The following is a 20,923-nucleotide window of genomic DNA, read 5'->3' as shown; positions in this document are numbered from 1 at the left end:
TTTTTAGTTCGATAAGAAAAGTAATAATGAAGCGGTTCGCGAATAAAACGAGAAAAAAGCTCTCACATGAGATTGAAGAGTTGAAGGCCCAAAATGCGAGTTTGTTCAACGCTTTGCTCGGTGACAGTGCAACCGTTCATAACGGGATACCGAACATTTACATGCAAGGGTAAGACCTTGAAACGTTGGGTGTAATTTAGGAACAGTGTGGAGTTATGTTTTTTAAAACTGTGATCGCTAGAACTAGCACGCTTTTTGAATTTTATTTCTGCCACTTGTTTTTCTTTGATTAACCTAAAAAATAATACACGCAAGATCAGCAGCTTTTAGGAATCTTAATCAGCTGTCCTTGAGTTTTGTATTAGATTGAACAAAACTTTAATCAGACTGATTAATGGCCGCCTTATTATGTTCCACTTCGCACTTGCAAAACACACCGTTAAACGTGAATACGTGTTTTTGGTTGCGTGGTGTGTTCTTTTGTTTATTTGTAATTTATCAATAGTGCAATTGACGAGTGGCTGGATCGACGAGCAAGCCCAGCGATTAGATACGCAGCTATCCTACTACATTGTTCCTATTTCTTCTCATGAACTCAGTGCGCTTGCTAAACAGTTTGGATTTAGTGTGTTTCCCAGCAGTGATGCAGTAACGGCATGGCTGTCATCACCAAGTCATTTTAAAATGGGTGAAGATGCGCTGGTTTTGCATCCGACAGACATTGTGAATAATGGTATTGCTTGGGCATTGTGGCTTAACGCTGTGTTGATGGGCCTTGCTGTAGGGGCTTGGGCATTGCATTCAAAACGAGGCAATAGGAGGGCTGAGCGAAGACGCACTGCGCTATTCACTGGTAATACTCAGGCTACTGAAAAGAGCGTAGACACTGGCGTGGCACATGTCACCAAAGATAAGCAGGTTACTGTATTTGCTATGTTTAGGTGGCGCTGTGAACTGCCAAAACATATTGAGCCACAAAGCCACTTTAGTGTGACATTAGCCAAATGTTTTAATAAATATAAGTATTGTTCAGCAAAATACCTGTCCTCAGGGACGTTGACAGTCACACTCAGTGATGTTGGAAAAGATGAGGTTGAGCAGACAATTAAACGATTGCATGAAGTGGTTTATCAGGCACTGTTGGCATTTAGAGGTGATTTGTCACGCAGTGCTGTGAAATGTGGAGCGTGCTTTTATGGTGAGGGCGCTGATCAAACACAAGTCTACCAGATTGCCAGATCGTCTTTGAGTATCGCACAAAACCATGTGTGGCAGCATATACATATGTTGCCGCTTAATCATACGTTAGCTGAAAGTTTATTGGATGCAGAAACACATATCATGCAGGACATCAGGGCCGGGCGGTTTGTGTTGTTTTGCCAGCCATTATTTGATTTCAAGTCTCAAGATGTGATTCAAAGTGAAGCATTATTGCGCGTGCGTCACAAGACATTAGGACTGATCACAGCAGGACAATTTATTCATAAAATCCATCATAACCAGCATTTGGCTGAATTGGATAAAGCCATTGTAATGCAGGCAATCAAAGTGTTGTCTAAAGAACCTAAGGGATTTTCAGTCAGTGTTAATCTGCACGTAGTGAACTGGTCAAATAGTGTATTTTTAAACTGGCTGATAGGCGCATTAAGAGATTCTGGCCGTGCAAGTGATATCACATTAGAGTTGATGATCAGTGATTTTTATCAACATAAAGGTTATTTCGAGCAATTTTTCAGTTCATTGGCGCCGCTAGGAACTAACGTGGTGCTTGATCATGTGAATAAGCCATTGGATATGATTCAATTACAACGGCTACATAATGTTGTTGGTATCAAATTGGCATTTGAGCTCATTCATGGCATTAACAGCTGTGCAAAGCGGCGAGCTGTGGTGAAGAAAATAGTTGGACAAGCTAAAAAGCTTCAAGTGCCTGTTTATGCCGTAGGTGTAGAAACCCAAGATGAATTTAATTGTATCCAGCGTCTCGGTGTTGATGGGGCGCAGGGTTACTTCTTTAGTGCCCCCTTACTCGAGCTAGAAAATAGTTTAAATTAAGTGACGATAGCGCAGGCCATTGAGGCCTTGTAAGCCGCCGGTATGAATTGCAATAATGCGACTATGCTGTGGAAACTGATCCTGTTCAATCATTTGCCATAGACCATACATCATTTTGCCTGTATAGATTGGCTCCAATGGTAAGTGGTGATCAAGCGTCATGGTTTGACAAAAACTCCAAAGAGGAGCGGAAAACTTGCCGTAGCCGCCATCATGAAATTGAGTAAGGATATGCCAATTGGTGAGGTGTAAAGCGTCAGGGTTAAGAGAGGTAACCTCTTGATTTAAGTAGTCAGCATTTTTGAGTACCGCAAATCCCAACACCTTTGTTTCATTACGCACGCCTTGTAGAATACCTGCAAGCGTTCCGCCACTGCCAACTGCACAACACAGGTAATCACTGGGTGGAAGTGATTGCGCAAGTTCTTTACAACCTTGCAAGGCGAATTCATTGCTTCCCCCTTCAGGTATAATAAAAGCGGTTGGGAACTGACGCCTGAGCAGTTCAAGATAGTCAGCATCGTGGCGTTGTCGATACTCGACTCTGGTAACTGGGTGCAGCCCCACTTTACATGCTTTAGCAAAACGTATTGTGGGATTACCTAAATCAAGATGCGGACCCCTGACGATAAAGTGCGCAGGTATATTGAATAGTTTACTTGCCATGGCTGTGGCATAAAGGTGATTTGAAAATGCGCCGCCAAATGTGAGTAATGACTGACATTGCTGACGCTTTAACTCAATGAGGTTGTATTTGAGCTTTCGCCATTTATTGCCCTGTACAGTTGGGTGGAGTAAATCATCTCTTTTTACTTTTAGTTCGATTTTTTTGGCGCTTAATAATGGGTGCCTAATTGTTTGAAGAGGTGATTCTAAGTGGCTTGAAGTCTTCATTAGATTTTCGATTTATCTGTAAATACACGCATTGAGGTTATTATTTCATGAAAATGTGCTCAGAACACTGGTAAGTACGTGACTATTAGTTGTAAACTCAGATATTAATTGTGCAAGGCTTGTGTTTTACTTCGTAAGTACATAGCATTGAGCATTAAAACATCAAAAATAACAAAGACCAAAACAACTGCCGCTGTTGGGAATGGAATATATGCGAATTGCTCCTTTATCTCTTTTTGTCTCTGCCGCCTTATTGTCTGTAAGTGTTTGGGCACAAGATACTGCGACTGTGACAGCTATCGAGTCAGAGCGCTCCGAGAAACAAGCTGAGTTAGATAGATATACTCAGATATTAGACAAGCACGTGGCTGAAGAGGCCCGTTTACAATCGCAACTAGAATTGTTGAGGAGTAACTCGACAGATCTGGATAAAGAAAAAAATCAGGCACTTGATGCCATGAATGATTTATATCGTCGTCTTATTGATGATCCATCGATTGATATTTCATCTGCTCAGATGCGATATCAACAGTCTGTTGCTGATCATAAAGCGAATAAAGAAGACATTGCGATGCAACTAGCGGCCATAGCATCGCACCGCAAGGACATTGAGCAAATTCGTGTTAGCAAGCATACCCTAATCAATACCCTCGCGAGTCTAAAAGATCAGCTCAGTACAGCGCGAGTTGAGCGACTTCGTAATGAATTTACAAGAGAGGGGACGCTTGAAGTTGAGCATACAATTAATTGTAAGCGCACAGAAACGTTAGCTGCATGTGAGCAAAGGGGCCAACAGTTAGGTTTACAAAAAGCAACTAAGCGTTTTATTGATCAGATATTTGCAAACTTAACGGAACAGCGAATTGTTGAGCCGAAACGTCATTTGGCAGGCGCACAAGTACAGGTTGTTAGCAGTCATGTGGTAGGCAGTGCATTTAGTGGCCAAGGTAACTACAGTGTCAATTTAAGTGTGACAATGCGCGGTGACGTCAATAATAGCCGCCTTTGTGGCTTGTTAGCACTGGACAATCGCTTTTGTAGCGAGTACGGCACGCCACTATCTGTAGGATATCAAGCAAGTTATCCAACTACATTCAGTGATAGTCAGTTAACATTTAAAGATGAACTAGATAAACCTAAACCCAGTGTACCCAGCGTTACGGCAATGCAGCCGAAAACTGAAATTAAATCCCAAATCATTCAGCAATCACCACAAGATAGACAAGTTGACCTGACCTTAAGGTCAAATGTGTATGATGATGAAGTCTTCATAGATGGTGTGAGCTATGGTTCTACTAAGCTTGTTGTGAGTGTTCCTCTGGGCTCTTATGACATAGAGATCCGAAAGCTTGGATATGAATCTTATAAGGCAAGAGTTGACGTGCGCCGTGCACGAACGATAAATGCTAAGTTGATAAAAAAGCCTGAGTCGATTGCTGCACCGACACCACAAAGAGAGCAAGTTGAGCGACAAGCTACTGTACAAAAGTCAGTGACGCCCAACTTGGTTGAGAATAAAGTCGTTATTATCCCCGCGGGTTCATTCCAAATGGGTGATTTGACTGGAAATGGTCTCGCTAATGAGCGCCCAGTTGTAGAAAAAGTATTGAGTCATTCATATGCGATGCAAAGCAATGAGGTGACAGTTGCTGAATTTAGGCAATTCATTGTTAGTACGGGCTACCAAACAGAAGCTGAGAAAGGCAATGGCTGCGCACATTATAAAAATGGTGAGCCGATTTGGGAAAGCGAATATAACTGGAGTAAACCTGGTTTTGAGCAAGCTGAAAACTTTCCTGTGGTGTGTGTGACTTATGAAGATGCTAAAGCATATGCAAATTGGTTATCAGCAGAGCAAGGGATCCAATATCGTTTGCCTAATGAGGTCGAGTGGGAATACGCAGCACGAGCAGGCACCAGTTCAGAGTATCCTTGGGGCAATGAAATAGGTCGAGGTCTTGCAAACTGTGGATGGTGTGGTAGCGAGTGGTCAAATAAAAGTCCATCTCCAGTAGGCGAATTTTCACCAAATAACTATGGTTTGTATGATACCGTTGGCAATGTGTGGGAGTGGACGCAAAAACGCGCTTCTCAAGATGATGTCACGGTGCGCGGTGGTGCATGGAATTTTGCCCCTAGCTTGGCTAGAGTATCGACTCGCTTAGCGTTAGCGCCTGATTTTAGAGCTAATTATATTGGTTTTAGATTAGTTCGAGAAAGATAAATAATAATGCGCTTTGTTGGGCGCATTCAGTTAAAGTGCAGTTAGTACTTTGTATACTTAAATATTTCAGCCGCAGCGACAATTTCTGTGGTTTGGTTAAAAGAATTCTTTAAGGTTACCCAGCCTCATGTTTAAAAAACTACGTGGATTATTTTCAAATGACCTGTCTATTGATTTAGGCACGGCGAATACACTGATTTATGTAAAAGAAGAAGGTATCGTTTTAAATGAGCCTTCGGTGGTAGCGATTCGTCAGGAGAGAGCCGGTGGCCCGAAAAGTGTTGCTTCTGTCGGTACTGCTGCGAAGCAAATGCTGGGTAGAACACCTGGTAATATTAAAGCTATCAGACCGATGAAAGATGGGGTGATTGCAGATTTCTACGTGACGGAAAAAATGCTTCAGCATTTCATCAAACAAGTTCACAACAATAACTTCATGCGCCCAAGCCCACGTGTACTAATTTGTGTGCCATGTGGTGCTACACAAGTTGAAAAGCGTGCAATTCGTGAGTCGGCAATGGGTGCTGGCGCACGCGAAGTGTATTTGATTGAAGAACCAATGGCCGCTGCAATTGGTGCAGGTTTACCTGTGTCCGAAGCGACAGGCTCGATGGTTGTCGACATCGGTGGTGGTACTACTGAAGTTGCAATTATCTCTCTCAATGGTGTGGTTTATTCATCATCTGTACGTATTGGTGGTGATAAGTTTGATGAAGCAATTATTAACTATGTAAGGCGTAACTTTGGCAGTTTGATTGGCGAAGCAACCGCAGAGCACATTAAACATGAGATAGGCTCTGCATTTAAGAGTGAAACGCCGATTGAAATTGAAGTTCGTGGACGTAACTTGGCAGAAGGGGTGCCGCGTTCATTTACCTTGAACTCACATGAGATCCTTGAAGCTTTACAAGAGCCGTTAATGGGTATTGTGAGCGCCGTTATGGTTGCGCTAGAGCAGTCACCTCCTGAATTGGCATCTGATATCTCAGCACATGGTATGGTGTTAACAGGTGGTGGTGCGCTGTTAAAAGATTTAGATCGATTACTTATGGAAGAGACAGGGATCCCTGTTGTTGTGGCAGATGATCCACTTACGTGTGTTGCACGAGGTGGTGGTAAAGCGCTAGAGATGATAGATATGCACGGTGGCGATGTATTTAGTTACGACTGATGAATTTACTGTTTGTCCGAAGCATATCTTTACAACTGCGACTTACTGTCGCAGTTGTGCTTAGTATTGTCTTAATCATTGGTGATCGATATACCTCTGGTGGTACCTTTGTAAGAACCACGCTTAATACGCTCGTCAGCCCAGTTTTATACGCTGCAAATATTCCATATGAACTGTTTAATGTTGGTGCACAGAGCTTGCATACTCGCGATAGACTGCTCAGTGAAAATGAATTACTCAAGGCAAAGCAATTATTACAAAGCGAGCAGCTCCAGCAATATCAGTTTTTACTTAAAGAAAATACTGAACTTCGTGCACTCTTAGGCGCGTCTTCCCGTCAATCTCAGAGCCGTCAAATAGCACAAGTTTTGTCGGTTCGTTCGAATCGTTATAATCATCAGATCGTGATAAATAAAGGCACGATTGATGGCGTATCAGAAGGCCAAGCTGTTATTGATGAGTTGGGTTTAGTGGGCCAGCTAACGCATGTTGGTACCACTACGTCACGTGTTCTTTTGATGACAGACACTACTCATGCTACACCAGTTCGAATTTTGAGAAACGATGTCAGTATGGTTGTAGAAGGCATTGGAAAAATCAATCTAGTACAACTTGCACACGTATCTCATAGTCTAGATATTCGTATCGGTGATATTTTGGTTACGTCGGGGCTTGGCAGTCGTTTTCCCGAGGGCTACCCTGTGGCTGTGGTGACTGAAATTGATAGAGATGAAGGGTTGCCATTTGCCAAAGTATACGCTGAGCCAATAGCGCAGCTGGACAGGATCCGGCTTTTGGTCATCTTAGGGGAAAGCAGCGCAGAGGTTAATAATGAGTCGTAGTTTTTCTTTCATAACGTTTAGCGTTTTTCTCGCACTGTTCATGGCATTGATGCCATTGCCTTTTTCTTTAGAACCTTTTAGGCCGGATTGGGTCCTATTGGTATTGATGTATTGGTCGATTGCATTACCCCATCGTGTGAATATTGGCTGGGCTTGGTGTACAGGCTTAATCATGGATTTGGCGGTGGGTTCGCCTTTGGGCATTAACTCATTGACCTATTCTGTATGTATTTACATAACGGTCAGTAATTTTCAGAAGTTAAGAAATTTTTCATTGTGGCAGCAAGCGATGTTAATTGGCTTGTTTTTAGCGCTCTACCATTTATTGCAGTTTTGGTTAAATCACTTCTTGTTAGATATTTACTTTAACCCTGCATATTTATGGCCAGCATTGGTAGGCATGCTGTGTTGGCCTTGGATATTTCTCTTACTTAGAAAGTATCGCAGACACTTTAGGATCCGTTAATGGCAGTAAAATTATATTTAGCATCGGCCTCACCACGCCGTAAAGAGCTATTGAGTCAACTTGGCTATGTTTTTGAGCAATTTGCTGTCGATGCTGATGAAAGTGCGCTTCCGAATGAAGAACCACACGCATTGGTAGAGCGACTTGCACGTTTAAAGGCGCAAACTGGGATAAGTATCGGGCATGAAGATCGTCCCGTGTTAGGCAGCGATACGATTGTTGTTGCAGAGGGTAAAGCACTCGGAAAACCAGTAAATAAGGCCGATTTTATATCGATGATGACAAGGTTATCGGGTAAAACGCATCAGGTTATGACAGCAATTGCATTAGCTAACAGCGAAAAAGTAGTGAGTCAGACAGTTGTGACCGATGTGACATTTAAAGCGTTGTCAGATGATGAGATTGAACAGTATTGGTTGAGTGGAGAGCCTCAAGATAAAGCGGGTGGTTATGGTATTCAAGGCTTAGGTGGGCGATTCGTAACACAGCTCAAAGGTAGTTATTTTGCTGTAGTCGGACTACCTTTATATGAAACAGACGAATTAATTCAAGCATTTATGGCGGGCAGAGATGAGTAGCGAATTATTGATCAATGTGACACCCAGTGAAAGTCGCGTCGCACTAATTGAAAATGGTGTACTACAAGAAGTCCAAGTAGAACGCGTAGGTAACTTGGGCATTGTTGGCAATATTTATTTAGGTAAAGTGAGTCGAGTATTGCCAGGCATGCAGGCTGCATTTGTCGATATTGGGTTAGAAAAAGCGGCTTTTTTGCATGCCTCAGATATTGTAAGCAGCGCGTCTATCGAAGAAGCTGTTGACGATCAACCAATAAAAAAAGTTCAAGATATCAGGGAGTTGGTAAAGCAGGGCCAGTTTATAATGGTCCAAGTGGTAAAAGATCCTATTGGCACCAAAGGGGCACGTTTAACTACTGATATCACTATCCCATCACGTTATTTAGTTTTTATGCCAGATGCGACACATGTGGGTGTGAGCCAAAGAATAGAAACCGAGGAAGAGCGAGACAGACTGAAGCATATTGTTGCGGAATATAACGATGAAAATGGTGGTTTTATTGTGCGTACGGCAGCCGAAGGGGCTGCGGAAGCTGAATTAAAGCACGATGCTGAGTTCTTAAAAAAACTGTGGCAAAAAATTATCAATAAACGTAGAAAAACCAGTAAGGCGAGTATCTTACATGAAGATTTAACCCTGGCTTTTCGTACTTTACGGGATTATGTCGGCGAAGATATGGAACGCATCCGAGTTGACTCTAAGCTTACTTATCAGCAGCTTAAGACTTTTACAGAAGAATTTGTCCCTCAGCTTTCTGAAACGCTTGAATACTATCCTGGAGAACGCCCCATCTTCGACTTGTTTGATGTTGAAGCTGAAATTCAAAAAGCATTGCACCGTAAAGTTGAGCTTAAGTCAGGTGGTTACTTAATTATTGATCAAACGGAAGCTATGACGACCGTTGATGTTAATACTGGTGCTTTTGTCGGACATAGAAATCTTGAAGAAACTATTTTTAATACCAATGTAGAAGCGACATCGGCCATTGCGCGTCAGCTTAGGTTAAGGAATCTAGGCGGTATTATTATTATTGATTTTATTGATATGGTTTCAGATGAGCATAAACGCCGTGTGTTGCATTCACTGGAAGCTGCACTGGCAAAAGATCGCGCTAAAGCGAATATTAACGGGCTATCCGCACTCGGCCTTGTAGAAATGACGCGTAAGCGTACCAGAGAAAGTTTAGAGCACATCCTATGTGATGTCTGTCCTTCATGTTCTGGTAGAGGGTCGTTGAAAACAGTTGAAACGGTCTGTTATGAGATATTACGTGAAATTGTGCGGGTAAACCGCGCATATGAAGCAGATAAATTTATGGTATATGCGTCTGCGGCGGTGAGTGAAGCATTGGTGAATGATGAATATCATAATTTGGCAGAACTTGAATTGTTTATCGGAAAACAAGTGAGTATCCAAACTGAAAACTTGTACAGCCAAGAGCAGTTTGATGTGGTAATGATGTAGGCCGATATGCACCCCAAAACAATTTGCTTTTTTTGTATTCGAAAGGTGTGGCAGATTTTCGCTGTTACCTTGGTAATCGTGGCAGTTTTGGTTTCTCTTTTGAAACTGAGCCTTCCCTATGCCAATGACTACAAAGCCAGCATTGAATCTTTAATTTATCGTCAACTTAATGTCGAATTAAGTATTGGCTCAATCAGTGCCAGCTGGCAGGGGAGTGGACCTGCGCTGGTACTTGAAAATGTGAGTTTTGAAGATAATCAAAATGCACCTATCTCCTTGTATATTGATAATACCAGCTTGCAAGTGAATGTGGTGCAGTCTCTTAGACAGTGGCAATTGGTATCAAACTATTTTGTACTTGATGGGTTCAAAGCTAATATCCACTTAGACAGACTTAACTTGGCTGAAAGTTCAGGTGAATTTGAGCAGCAAGCTTTACTGGAAGGCTTATTTCTAGGTGAGACCGGCCACTTTGCAGTTCAAAACAGTGAAATAAAATTATTTCTTGAACAAGAAAAGCATCACAAGGTGCTAGTTCGAGACATGGTTTGGCAAAATAGCGCCAATGCTCACCATGGCGAGGGGCGGTTAATTTTTCCAAGTCTCTCTCAAGGAAGCTTGAATACACGAGTCAAACTCTCAGGAGAAACCTTGCATGAGATCACAGGTGATATTTATCTACAAGCTCGTGATCTGAATGTTTTGGACCTTATTGATGAACACTTAGATGATGATTATCGTAACTTGAGTGCGAGCATTAACGGTCAGCTTTGGGGGCAGTTGGAGCAGGGTAAATTACGGGATATTTTGATTGAAGTACAGCCAAGCTATGTCACTTGGCTAGACAGCAGCCAGTCAAATAAATTGGGGCTGGAAGCTGGTCAAGTACGCCTTGTACCAATCGGAAAAGATTGGTCGCTGTCAAGTTCTGAATTTTTATTTAGCAGCAATGGTCATGAATACCCGCCAATGCATTTTCAGGGACTGTGGTCTAATTCAGACACTACTTTTTGGATACAACAGTTCAATTTAGAACCTATTGCCCACGCTTTAGCATTAACGCATTACAATTGGGCTAAAGGCATTGAACAGAGTCAATTTCAAGGAGTATTGAGTAAAGCAAAACTGTCTTTCAGTGACAGTGATGGGACAACGGCCTGGGGGGCGTTTAAAAATATAGGTTGGCAAGAAAGTGACAAAGTCCCTGGGCTTAAAGGACTTGATCTGGAATTCAACTGGCAAAAGGAGCGCGGTGTTGTCAGTGTCAGTGCGCATCAGCAGCAACTTGTGACTGGATCGCGTTTTATAGCACCCATTGATATTGATGAACTCAATGGTGATATTCATTTTTGGCAGGATAAGCAAGATAATTGGCATGTTAATTCGGACAATTTATGGGTCAGTAACAAGCAAATTGCTGTGGCACTTGAGTTTCATACACGATTGTTCGAATTCCCTGAACTAGATTTATATGCGGAGGCATTTGCCAAAGATGCTGCTATTGCAGGCCATTATTTTCCACTCGATTTAATGCACGGTAATCTCGTTGAGTATTTAGATCGTGGGATCATTGCTGGCGAAGATGTCCGTGCCCAAGTATTGTTATCAGGACCGTTAAGTGCGTTCCCATTTCGTGATAAACAGGGACAATTTGAGGTATTGGCGAAGATACATGGTGCGGAATTTTTGTTTGCACCCGATTGGCAAAGCGTTAAAGAGGCGGCAGTTGAGCTACACTTCCACAATGAACGCATGGACATCTTAGCTACTTCAGGCAAGCTGTCTAATCAGACCATAACCGGTGAAGTGCTCGTAAGTTTACCTGACCTAGAACAAGCTGATAATCTGTACGTCAAGATCAAGCAACAAACAGAGGCTGCCAGTTTAAAAGACTTTTTCGCAGATAGCCCCATTGCAGATCCTTTAGTCAATGTTTTGGAAGTTGTGCAAGGGCAAGGGCTTGCTCAGGGCGATATCGCACTTGATATAGATCTTAAAGATCTGAATGTGATTGCTAAAGGTAATGTACTACTGAACAACAACCGCGTTTATTTAAGTAAGCCGGGCATGCAGCTTGACAACGTGACCGGTGAGCTCGTTTTTCAAGACGATGAAATCAAGCTCATGAATGCGAAAGCAACTTGGCTGCAAATGCCTATCGACTTCTCGGTGATGGGCAGTGGTGATAAACAAGGCTATGAGGTGAATGTGCAAACATCATTGCTTGCTAATAGTGAAGCTTTATTGCCGCATGGCACTGGCCTGATGGATGGGTTTATTGCCGGTACTACTGTGCTAGATACCAATTTGGCATTGAATTTTACCGAGCAGGGGTTTAATTATTTGGCGAGCTTTAGCTCTGATCTGAGCGGTACTGCTGTGACACTGCCCGCGCCGTATAACAAGTTAGCACAGGCGAAGGGAAAGTTAATTGGTGAGGTGAGAGGAGATGATATTTCTAACCTGATCACAGCCAATGTTAACGATCTACTCTATTTCAACGGTATTTTAGACAATCAAAGTGGCCGGTTTGAAAAAGCACACCTAGTTATCAGCAAGCAGAATCGGGGATTAGACAGACCGGGTTTCTCCGTGACCATTGACCAAGATGAATTGCAACTCGATAACTGGTTTGAATTTCTCGATAGAGTTATTGAACAAACTACAGGCTCCACTGAGCAAACCCAAAGCTTATTACCCCAATTTAGTGAAATACGTGCAAACTTAGGTCAGCTGCACATCGGCAATATCCTATTCAACGATATTGAAATGCAGATGAAGCCAGACAGTGACGGGTTTGAAATGCGTTTGAACGGCAAAGAGCTTAGGGCACAAGTACTGCTGCCCAGTCAAGATACAAACCCTATTCGTGTGCAAGCGGACTATCTGCGGGTTAATACTCAACAGACAGAAGCAACGGAAAAACCCAAAGCGCATACAGGAGGCGATGAGTGGTTAGTCAATCTCCCTGCCATAGAGTTTGGCTGTGATGATTGTCGTATTAATCAATATCAATTAGATAGGGTGAACCTAGCATTTTCGGGAAATGGCGAACAACTGATAATCAGCAATCTTAATGTTGATAAAGGCACACATACTCTTTCGGCGAAAGGCAGTTGGCAAGATGGCGTATCGCAAATTAATGGCAATTTAAGCAGTGCGGATTTTGGCGATTTAATGGAAGAGTTTGATATTACTTCCACCGTTAAGGACTCTCAAGCGAATATTGATTTCGATCTAAATTGGCGCGCAGCACCGTATGACTTCGATTGGGAAACATTGGGTGGGGAGATCCAGTGGCAACTTGGTGAAGGGCATTTAACAGACATCAGTGACCAAGGAGCACGTGTTTTTTCATTACTGAGTTTGGACTCATTGGTTCGAAAACTAAAACTAGATTTTCGAGATGTGTTTGCTAAAGGCTTTTTCTATAATCAGATGGAAGGCAGCTTGCAAATAGATAATGGCGTTGCGTATACACAGGACACAAAAATGGATGGTGTACCTGCTGACCTGAGCATTACCGGGTATGTCAATTTAAAGACCCATGAAATCAATTATGATTTAGCAATTGCACCACAAGTTACTTCCAGTTTACCGGTCATTGTGGGTTGGATGGTGAATCCTGTGACAGGGCTTGCGGCGTTAGCAATTGATAAAGTGATCCATTCTGCTCGAGTTATATCTGAAATTAACTTCAAGGTGACAGGTACGATGCAAGAACCTGTTGTGACAGAGGTTGACCGTAAGAGTCGAGAGGTGACTATACCTGGTGTTGCAGCGCCTGAGGAACCAAACCTAGCCCCTTCATCCCAAAAACAAGACGCCAATCAAGGTGAACAGGACAAGCCTGAACAAGTGGACTCCTCATCACCTTCTTCTTTGAAACTCAAAGAAGGAAAGCAAGATGGTGAGGGGCAAAAAAGTACAGAAAACTTAGGCATAAAGCCATCAATTGAAGCGCCAGAACAACCTGTAAAAAAGGATACTCAGGTTAGCGATGAGCTCAATAAACACACCGATATTGTCCTTTAAGTTAGATACTTACGCTGGAGTGGAAGCAATATGATGGTAGCAAAACAGGCGAATGTAGCTGTTATCCCGATGTGTTCAAACATTGCCCCTGAGGATAACTTTACATATTTGACTCAGCAACTCGATGCAATACGTGTTGAGCGCCCAACTTTAGTGTGCTTGCCTGAAGCTTGGTTGGCATTTTGCGCAAATGGAAGTGATACGTTTAACGTGGCAAAATCCAGTGATTTATGGATAGATAAAATCGCTAAGCTTTGCAAAGAGAAAGGTATTTGGCTGAGCGCAGGCACAATCCCTATTCAAGCAACTAGTCGTAAATATTATGCAGCTAGCTGCTTGTTTAATGACCAGGGCCAGTTAGTCGCTCAGTATAATAAAATTCACTTATTTGATGCTGATGTCAGCGACAAATCTAAACGCTATAGAGAATCTGACTTTACTGAAGCTGGCAGTCAAGTTGTTGTTGTAGATAGCCCCTTTGGTAGACTAGGCTTAAGTGTGTGTTATGACATGCGCTTTGCTGGTCTATATCAAGTTCAACGTGAACAGCAAGCGAATATCTTATTGGTGCCTAGTGCATTTACCACGGTAACGGGTAAAGCGCATTGGTTACCATTACTGCAGGCCAGAGCAATTGAAACACAGTGTTTTGTTATTGCTGCGGCCCAAGTCGGGTTGCACCAAAATGGACGAGAAACATATGGACACAGTGTGATTATTTCTCCATGGGGAGAGGTGTTGGATGATAGTATGTTATCTTTGCAGCCTATTCAAAGACAGTTAGATTTTACCGAGCTGTATGATATTAGGCATACGATGCCTGTATTCAAGCACAATCGATTTAAGAGCAATATGATATGAATCAAGTTGAAAAAAGCTTGTTAGCTGATAGTCAGTTAACTAGAGAGCAGCTGGAACAAACACTTAATTATATCCATCAGTACAATGTGGATTATTCCGACTTGTATTTTCAATCCAGTTACAATGAAACTTGGGTGCTTGAAGATGGCAACATCAAAGAGGGCAGCTATAACATTGAGCGGGGCGTTGGTGTTAGGGCCGTAAGTGGTGAGCAAACTGGGTTTAGCTACTCAGATGCAATTAATTTAGAGGCCATCAACCAAGCTGCGGAAGCTGCTAGGTCGATTGCACAGCAAGGTGAATCAAAAACAGTGCAGGTCTTTACTGACGTCAAAGCGCCAATACAGTTCCAACCTGTTCAACCTTTATTGAGTATGAGTGACGAAGAGAAGATCACCTTGCTCAGAGAAGTGGACAGTGCGATTAGGGAACTTGCACCCGATGCACAGCAAGTGGTGTGCTCAATTGCAGCGGTATATGAAGAAGTTTTAATCGCAGCAAGTGACGGTACTTTTGCAACTGATATCCGTCCCTTAGTTCGGCTAAATTGCTCTGTGCTGCTTGAGAATAACGGCCGAAGAGAGCGTGGTAGTGCAGGGGGGGGCGCACGTTTAGACTACGGCTATTTTAAAGAGTTAGAAGACGGTCAACCGCGCTGGATGAGCTATGCAATAGAAGCGGTCAGGCAAGCGCGTGTTAATTTAACCGCGATTGATGCACCTGCAGGCACCATGCCTGTCGTGTTGGGATCGGGCTGGCCAGGTGTGCTGCTACATGAAGCCGTCGGTCATGGTCTGGAAGGTGACTTTAATCGTAAAGGTGCCTCTGCTTTTAGTGGCCGAGTGGGTGAGCAAGTTGCATCTTCACTGTGCACGGTGGTAGATGATGGTACGATGGCAAATCGTCGCGGCTCATTGAATATTGATGATGAAGGCACGCCTGCCGGATATAATGTGCTGATTGAAAACGGCATTCTAAAAGGTTATATGCAGGACAAGATGAATGCGCGTCTAATGGACGCACAGCCAACCGGCAATGCACGTAGAGAGTCTTTTGCACATCTCCCTATGCCAAGAATGACCAATACTTATATGTTGGCAGGAGAGAGCACTCAGCAGGAAATTATCAGCTCAGTGAAAAAAGGGATATTTGCGAGCAATTTTGGCGGTGGTCAAGTTGATATCACATCAGGCAAATTTGTGTTCTCGGCATCAGAAGCGTATTTAATTGAAGATGGTAAAGTAACACAGCCAATTAAAGGTGCCACTTTGATCGGTAATGGCCCAGAAGCCATGCAGCAGATCTCTATGGTTGGCAACGATTTATCATTAGATAGAGGCGTCGGTGTATGTGGCAAAGATGGTCAAAGTGTCCCTGTTGGGGTAGGTCAACCAAGTCTTAAGATTGATCAACTTACTGTGGGTGGCACAGCTTAACCGCCAATAAAGAGTAGGGGAGGCGTGACTCCCCTCACATAACCGACTAAGGTAAGATTGCTTCTTTTAGATATTGGAATAACTCTTTATACCCTTTGGCTGGCTTTTCCGCTTTCAATTCTTTATTTGCTTGACGAACCAATTGGCGTAACTTTTGGCGTTCCATTGTTGGATGTTCTTCAAGTAACTCATTAATTTTGCTGTCACCCAATTTTAGTACGTCATCACGGACTCTTTCGACCTGACCAAGTAACACTTCAGCTTGATTATTTCTGTTTAGTAACATATCTAAAGCGGTTTGAAGTTGCTCAACATTCTCTGTGGTACGCAGCACTTTAGCGATGTAGTTCATATGGCGGCGGTATGCATCGTGTTTGCCACGAATTTTATCTGCAAGAGCCATGGCTTCAACGAGCTCGTTGGTAAGTGGGAGTTTCTCTCGTTGTTTTTTACCTAGTTCGGCAATATCAACTCCTAGTTGTTGGTATTGCTGCGCATCTCGCTTCAACTCACTCTTTGAAACATAGATGATTTCTTCGTCGTCGACGTTGTGATCTGGTTTTTTTGCCATGATATTAGGCCATTTAATATTACAATATTATTGATTATACCAAGAAGCGCAGAAAAATATCGCTATAGTGAGGTCATTCGTAATCTATCTCAGCGAAATTGTATGTCCTGTGTTAGGATTGAAGAGTTTACAAGCATTTGGAAAAGCAACATGAATGATAACCAAACTGGTTCTATAAACCATCAAATCGACGAAGTGAAATATGCCGTCTCTGAAGTATTAACGATGGCTTCTGAATTAGGCGCAACTTCTGCTGAAGCGGCAATGAGTCGTACCTCAGGACTGTCTGTAAGCACTCGAATGGGTGAAGTTGATACGATTGAGTTTAACCAAGACGGCAGTTTGGGGATCAGTGTGTATGTCGGTAATCATAAAGGGTCGGCTTCTACAGCTGACCTTAGTCAGCAGGCTTTACGTTCAGTGGTAAAAAAAGCCATTGAAATTGCAAAATACACGGCGGATGATGAGTGTAATGGGCTGGCTGATAAAGTGCTTATGGCAACAGATATTCCTGATCTGGATCTTCATCACCCTTGGGATTTGTCTCCACAAAAAGCGATTGAATATTGTATTGAAGCCGAAAAATCAGCTTTGGAGTTTGATGAGCGTATTGTGAATTCAGATGGGGCGAGCTTGGCTTCTCATCAGGGGCTAAGGGTCTATGGTAATAGCCATGGTTTTTTAGCGGGTTTTCCTCGTTCTCGACATACTTTAAGTACCATGGTGATTGGTCAAGAAGGCGACATGATGCAACGAGACTCGGCCTTCAGCATAGCTAGAAAACATGACAAATTAAAAGATCCGCGAGCGATTGGCATTGAAGCTGCGGAGTCGACACTCGCAAAACTTAATAGTCAAAAGCTGTCAACAATGAAAGTACCTGTTGTTTTTCGTTCTGATATCGCGAATAGCTTATTTGGACATTTGGTTTCGGCGATTGGCGGTGGTGCTTTATACCGCAAATCGAGCTTTTTACTCGATACACTTGGTAAGCAAATTTTTAATCCTTGTGTCTCTATTCAAGAAAGGCCACATCTGTTACAAGGGTTGGCCTCAACACCTTTTGATAGTGAAGGCGTTTATACTCAAGACAGAGATATTATTGTAGGTGGAGAGCTGCAAACGTATTTAATGGCTAGTTATGCGGCGAGAAAAATGGGTATGCATGCGACAGGTCATGCTGGTGGGATCCACAACTGGTTAGTGAACAAGACGCATGACGATCTCAACGCCATACTCAATGAAATGGGCACAGGCTTATTAGTCACGGAGTTGATGGGGCAAGGGGTTAATACTGTAACTGGTGATTATTCTCGCGGCGCTGCGGGTTTCTGGGTTGAAAATGGTGACATACAGTATCCGGTGAGTGAAATTACCATCGCTGGCAATTTAAAAGATATGTTCCAAAATATTCAAGCAATCGGAGGGGATATTGAATTACGCGGTGCGGTTCAAACAGGTTCAATCTTGATTGAAAACATGCAGGTTGCCGGTGAATAATCTCCAACTGACTAAGTTACTCTGAGCATAGCTCAGAGTAAAAACCAAGTAGCCGTTCCTAGGAAAGCGAAAATACCGACAATATCCGTGACTGTGGTTAGCACAACGCTTCCAGCGAGCGCTGGATCTATCTTCATACGTTTTAATATCAAAGGAATACTGGCACCAGCTATCCCCGCTGCGACTAAGTTCATAAACATAGCAAAGGCGATGACTGCGCCAAGTTTAAAATCCCATTGCCATAGTGCTACTACGCCCGCTATTAACAGAGACCACAACACGCCATTTAATGCACCGATAGCAAGCTCTTTTCCTAACAGAAACTTTTGGTTAGTTTGATTGACATGGCCAAGTGCTATACCACGGATCACCAAAGTCAAAGTTTGGCTGCCCGCCACGCCACCCATGCTTGGCACTATGCCATTAAGCACAGCTAAAATTGGAAGTATATCTAGGGTACTCTCGAAAAAGCTAGCGACAAAGGCTGCGAGCAAAGCTGTGAGTAGGTTAATACCAAGCCAAATTGAACGCCTTTGACTACTTTTCATAACTGGCGCAAAGGTGTCCTCCTCATCCTCTAAACCAGCCATGCTCATTAAACTGTGTTCAGCATCTTCTCTGATGACATCAACGATATCATCAATGGTGATCCGACCGAGCAGCTGAGTATGATCATCGACAACAGGCGCAGAGATCCAATTATGACGCTCGAATAGTTGCGCGACTTCACTCTCAGGCATAGTAACGGGAATGGTTTCTCGTTCTTCATTCATAAGCTCTTGAACGAGCTTGTCAGGTGGGTTGGTTAATAAAATGCCAATTGATAAAGACCCCAAAAAGCGGTTTTCTTTATCTACGACATAGAGGTCGTCAGTACCTTGCGGTAACTCTTCTTTTAGCCTTAAGTATCTTAATACGACATCCAAACTGACATCAGGACGAATGGTGATGGTATCGCCATTCATTAACGCGCCGGCAGAGCCTTCATTGTAAGATAAAGCGAGCGTAGCACGTGCCCGATCTTGGCTGTCCATTGCGCTAATGACGTCTTGATAGATGGGCACAGGTAAGCTTCTGAGCACTTCTCCCAGGTCATCATCATCCATATCTTCAGTGGCTGCCGCGATAAGTTCCGGCTCCATCTTGGCAATAATACTTAATCGGACGTCTTCTGATAGTTCTTCGAGTACATCACCTTGTATATCTGGGTCAACTAATTGCCAGAGTGTCGTCCTTATTTTGTGTGGTGAGGACTCGAGTAAAAGTGCGGTGTCACAAGGAGGGATCTCAGCAAGTGTTTGTCTAACTTGAACAAACTGTCCACTGTTTATTGCTTTGGTTACTTGTTGTAATTGTTCCAGTGTATAGTCTTGTTCAAAAACGTCAGGCATAGGCTTCCAAATTTCAAATTAAAGAAAACATGATAGTGAGTTATGAGCCGTTATAGGAGGCTACTTTGTTTTATTTAGTGCTTTTCTAGCGTGTAACTAAGGCCTTCCAGTAAACTGATCTTTATCTCGGTTGCATGCTCTATTGAAGCTGAAGACCTTCAATTATTGCTACATATAATAGTGTAATAGAAAAAATTATATAATGATTATAGCTGCTTAATTTAAATGTAACTTATGACATTTTAGTGTAATCACAGGCATCCTGTGCATAGAAAGTATTGTAATGGCAATTAAGATAGCGCCTATACGCTATTCGTCCTCATGGAATTTATTTTCTATAAGGTTTCCTATTGCTATTAGGGCATCATGCGCATCTGGACCTGTACACGTGACTTTAACTTCTTTGCCTTGACTACTTTCTAACAGAAGTAAAGCGAGTACGCTATCACCTGGCGCACTTTTTTCTCCTTGATAGAGTGTAATATCCGCATCGAACTGGGTGGAGAGTTGTGCCAATACCGTTGCAGCTCTTGCATGTAATCCCAATTTATTCTTTATTAGAAAAAGGCCTTGATGCGATTGAGTCATTGTTCTTGCTCTCGGTGGCGAATTTTCACATTAGAATGTGTTCTTTGAAAACGCTCACCAAGAGTTTGAGCTAAGTAAACTGAGCGGTGTTGGCCACCGGTACATCCAATAGCAATCGTTAAATAGCTGCGATTATTGCGCTCTAAATGGGGGAGCCAAGTTTGCATAAATGTCTGAATTTGCCATATAAATTTTTGTACTATGCTATGGCTAGATAAATAGTCGACAACTGGTTGGTCTAAACCCGTTAACGGCTTTAGCTCAGGCTCCCAATGTGGGTTGGGTAAAAAACGTGCATCAAAAACGTAGTCAGCCTCTTTTGGAATACCATGTTTAAAGCCAAAAGATTCGAATGTGATTATTAGCTGTTTGTCTTTTTGACCCAATATTTTCTCACGAACACTTTCAGCTAATTGATGCACACTTAAATCCGTTGTATCTATGGTTACATCGGCTCGTCGGATCAATACTTCGAGCAAATTCTTTTCTTGTTTAATAGCTAAATCAAGCGGAAGGTCATTTAATGACAGGGGGTGTAATCGGCGAGTTTCTGAAAAACGCTTAATCAGTGTTTGGTCGTCACAGTCTAGATAAAATACCTGTGGCTTCGCAAATCCAGGTAAGTACTCTAAAATATCGTGAAATTCTTGTTGTTCTTTTGGTAGGTTTCTCACGTCGATACTGACGGCGATTTTGTTATAACTGTCAGAAACACTGCGAACCAATGCAGGTAAGAGATTGACCGGAATATTATCAGCGCAGTAATAACCTAAGTCTTCCAATACTCTTAATGCAACAGATTTACCTGAGCCAGAACGGCCACTGATAATTATGAGCTCCACGGTT

Annotated in this window: 16 protein-coding genes; 11 read left to right on the top strand and 5 right to left on the bottom strand. The window is 42.7% G+C overall.

The window, feature by feature from the left end; genetic code table 11:
• Positions 1 to 408: 408 nt before the first annotated feature.
• On the top strand, positions 409 to 2,055 hold the full coding sequence (locus S4054249_RS19150; protein WP_145925055.1) for an EAL domain-containing protein: 1,647 nt from the start codon (positions 409 to 411) through the stop codon (positions 2,053 to 2,055).
• Here S4054249_RS19150 and S4054249_RS19145 read toward each other — a convergent pair.
• Entirely contained in the window at positions 2,047 to 2,949 is a 903-nt protein-coding gene (locus S4054249_RS19145; RefSeq protein WP_046355806.1) for a 1-aminocyclopropane-1-carboxylate deaminase/D-cysteine desulfhydrase, read from the bottom strand. The genes S4054249_RS19150 and S4054249_RS19145 overlap by 9 nt on opposite strands.
• Positions 2,950 to 3,160: 211 nt before the next feature.
• Between S4054249_RS19145 and S4054249_RS19140 the strand changes: the two genes are divergently transcribed.
• The 9 genes from S4054249_RS19140 to tldD all read left to right on the top strand — a co-directional run bounded on the left by S4054249_RS19140 (position 3,161) and on the right by tldD (position 16,027).
• The gene (locus S4054249_RS19140; protein ID WP_046355805.1) at positions 3,161 to 5,173 is read left to right on the top strand and encodes an SUMF1/EgtB/PvdO family nonheme iron enzyme; all 2,013 of its coding nucleotides are present in this window, start codon (positions 3,161 to 3,163) and stop codon (positions 5,171 to 5,173) included.
• Positions 5,174 to 5,300: 127 nt separating this feature from the next.
• A complete protein-coding gene (locus S4054249_RS19135; RefSeq protein ID WP_010376642.1) occupies positions 5,301 to 6,344 on the top strand; it encodes a rod shape-determining protein in 1,044 nt (347 codons plus the stop codon).
• The gene (mreC, locus tag S4054249_RS19130; RefSeq protein WP_046355803.1) at positions 6,344 to 7,186 is read left to right on the top strand and encodes a rod shape-determining protein MreC; all 843 of its coding nucleotides are present in this window, start codon (positions 6,344 to 6,346) and stop codon (positions 7,184 to 7,186) included. Before S4054249_RS19135 ends, mreC begins: the two co-directional genes overlap by 1 nt.
• Positions 7,176 to 7,652 (top strand): rod shape-determining protein MreD, encoded by a 477-nt coding sequence (gene mreD / locus S4054249_RS19125; protein ID WP_046355802.1) that lies wholly within the window; start codon positions 7,176 to 7,178, stop codon positions 7,650 to 7,652. The genes mreC and mreD overlap by 11 nt, the downstream gene beginning before the upstream one ends.
• Positions 7,652 to 8,230: a Maf family protein gene (locus S4054249_RS19120; protein WP_046355801.1), complete on the top strand. Its 579-nt coding sequence runs from the start codon at positions 7,652 to 7,654 to the stop codon at positions 8,228 to 8,230. The genes mreD and S4054249_RS19120 overlap by 1 nt, the downstream gene beginning before the upstream one ends.
• Positions 8,223 to 9,695 carry a ribonuclease G gene (gene rng, locus S4054249_RS19115; RefSeq protein ID WP_046355800.1) on the top strand — a complete coding sequence of 491 codons (1,473 nt, stop codon included), beginning with the start codon at positions 8,223 to 8,225 and terminating at the stop codon, positions 9,693 to 9,695. Before S4054249_RS19120 ends, rng begins: the two co-directional genes overlap by 8 nt.
• Positions 9,696 to 9,794: 99 nt before the next feature.
• Positions 9,795 to 13,730: a YhdP family protein gene (locus S4054249_RS19110; RefSeq protein ID WP_230851883.1), complete on the top strand. Its 3,936-nt coding sequence runs from the start codon at positions 9,795 to 9,797 to the stop codon at positions 13,728 to 13,730.
• A 30-nt stretch (positions 13,731 to 13,760) separates the two neighbouring features.
• A complete protein-coding gene (locus S4054249_RS19105; protein WP_187301394.1) occupies positions 13,761 to 14,591 on the top strand; it encodes a carbon-nitrogen hydrolase family protein in 831 nt (276 codons plus the stop codon).
• Positions 14,588 to 16,027: a metalloprotease TldD gene (gene tldD / locus S4054249_RS19100; protein ID WP_046355799.1), complete on the top strand. Its 1,440-nt coding sequence runs from the start codon at positions 14,588 to 14,590 to the stop codon at positions 16,025 to 16,027. Before S4054249_RS19105 ends, tldD begins: the two co-directional genes overlap by 4 nt.
• A gap of 46 nt (positions 16,028 to 16,073) precedes the next feature.
• On the opposite strand, the gene yjgA is transcribed toward tldD, so the two are convergent.
• Complete coding sequence (gene yjgA / locus S4054249_RS19095) at positions 16,074 to 16,598, bottom strand: ribosome biogenesis factor YjgA (protein WP_046355798.1); 525 nt, start codon at positions 16,596 to 16,598, stop codon at positions 16,074 to 16,076.
• Between the two features lie 150 nt (positions 16,599 to 16,748).
• Between yjgA and pmbA the strand changes: the two genes are divergently transcribed.
• Positions 16,749 to 18,098 (top strand): metalloprotease PmbA, encoded by a 1,350-nt coding sequence (pmbA, locus tag S4054249_RS19090; RefSeq protein WP_046355797.1) that lies wholly within the window; start codon positions 16,749 to 16,751, stop codon positions 18,096 to 18,098.
• A 32-nt stretch (positions 18,099 to 18,130) separates the two neighbouring features.
• Here pmbA and mgtE read toward each other — a convergent pair whose 3' ends face one another.
• From mgtE to rapZ, 3 genes are all read right to left on the bottom strand, one after another.
• Positions 18,131 to 19,489 (bottom strand): magnesium transporter, encoded by a 1,359-nt coding sequence (gene mgtE / locus S4054249_RS19085; RefSeq protein ID WP_046355796.1) that lies wholly within the window; start codon positions 19,487 to 19,489, stop codon positions 18,131 to 18,133.
• Positions 19,490 to 19,798: 309 nt separating this feature from the next.
• Positions 19,799 to 20,077, bottom strand: a complete 279-nt coding sequence (locus S4054249_RS19080) for an HPr family phosphocarrier protein (RefSeq protein ID WP_046355795.1) — start codon at positions 20,075 to 20,077, stop codon at positions 19,799 to 19,801.
• A complete protein-coding gene (rapZ, locus tag S4054249_RS19075; RefSeq protein WP_046355794.1) occupies positions 20,074 to 20,919 on the bottom strand; it encodes an RNase adapter RapZ in 846 nt (281 codons plus the stop codon). Before rapZ ends, S4054249_RS19080 begins: the two co-directional genes overlap by 4 nt.
• Positions 20,920 to 20,923: the final 4 nt, after the last annotated feature.

The organism is Pseudoalteromonas luteoviolacea, assembly GCF_001750165.1.
GTDB classification, from domain to species: domain Bacteria; phylum Pseudomonadota; class Gammaproteobacteria; order Enterobacterales; family Alteromonadaceae; genus Pseudoalteromonas; species Pseudoalteromonas luteoviolacea_G.
Note: the sequence above shows the minus strand (reverse complement) of the source record. Positions and strands in the feature narration are given on the sequence as shown.

Bases quoted from the DNA above. Each gene is read 5' to 3' on its own strand.
- mreD (WP_046355802.1), top strand. From the start codon at position 7,176: ATGAGTCGTAGTTTTTCTTTCATAACGTTTAGCGTTTTTCTCGCACTG.
- tldD (WP_046355799.1), top strand. From the start codon at position 14,588: ATGAATCAAGTTGAAAAAAGCTTGTTAGCTGATAGTCAGTTAACTAGA.
- S4054249_RS19150 (WP_145925055.1), top strand. From the start codon at position 409: ATGTTCCACTTCGCACTTGCAAAACACACCGTTAAACGTGAATACGTG.
- S4054249_RS19145 (WP_046355806.1), bottom strand. From the start codon at position 2,949: ATGAAGACTTCAAGCCACTTAGAATCACCTCTTCAAACAATTAGGCAC.
- rng (WP_046355800.1), top strand. From the start codon at position 8,223: ATGAGTAGCGAATTATTGATCAATGTGACACCCAGTGAAAGTCGCGTC.
- S4054249_RS19120 (WP_046355801.1), top strand. From the start codon at position 7,652: ATGGCAGTAAAATTATATTTAGCATCGGCCTCACCACGCCGTAAAGAG.
- S4054249_RS19080 (WP_046355795.1), bottom strand. From the start codon at position 20,077: ATGACTCAATCGCATCAAGGCCTTTTTCTAATAAAGAATAAATTGGGA.
- mreC (WP_046355803.1), top strand. From the start codon at position 6,344: ATGAATTTACTGTTTGTCCGAAGCATATCTTTACAACTGCGACTTACT.
- S4054249_RS19135 (WP_010376642.1), top strand. From the start codon at position 5,301: ATGTTTAAAAAACTACGTGGATTATTTTCAAATGACCTGTCTATTGAT.
- mgtE (WP_046355796.1), bottom strand. From the start codon at position 19,489: ATGCCTGACGTTTTTGAACAAGACTATACACTGGAACAATTACAACAA.
- S4054249_RS19140 (WP_046355805.1), top strand. From the start codon at position 3,161: ATGCGAATTGCTCCTTTATCTCTTTTTGTCTCTGCCGCCTTATTGTCT.
- pmbA (WP_046355797.1), top strand. From the start codon at position 16,749: ATGAATGATAACCAAACTGGTTCTATAAACCATCAAATCGACGAAGTG.
- S4054249_RS19105 (WP_187301394.1), top strand. From the start codon at position 13,761: ATGATGGTAGCAAAACAGGCGAATGTAGCTGTTATCCCGATGTGTTCA.
- yjgA (WP_046355798.1), bottom strand. From the start codon at position 16,598: ATGGCAAAAAAACCAGATCACAACGTCGACGACGAAGAAATCATCTAT.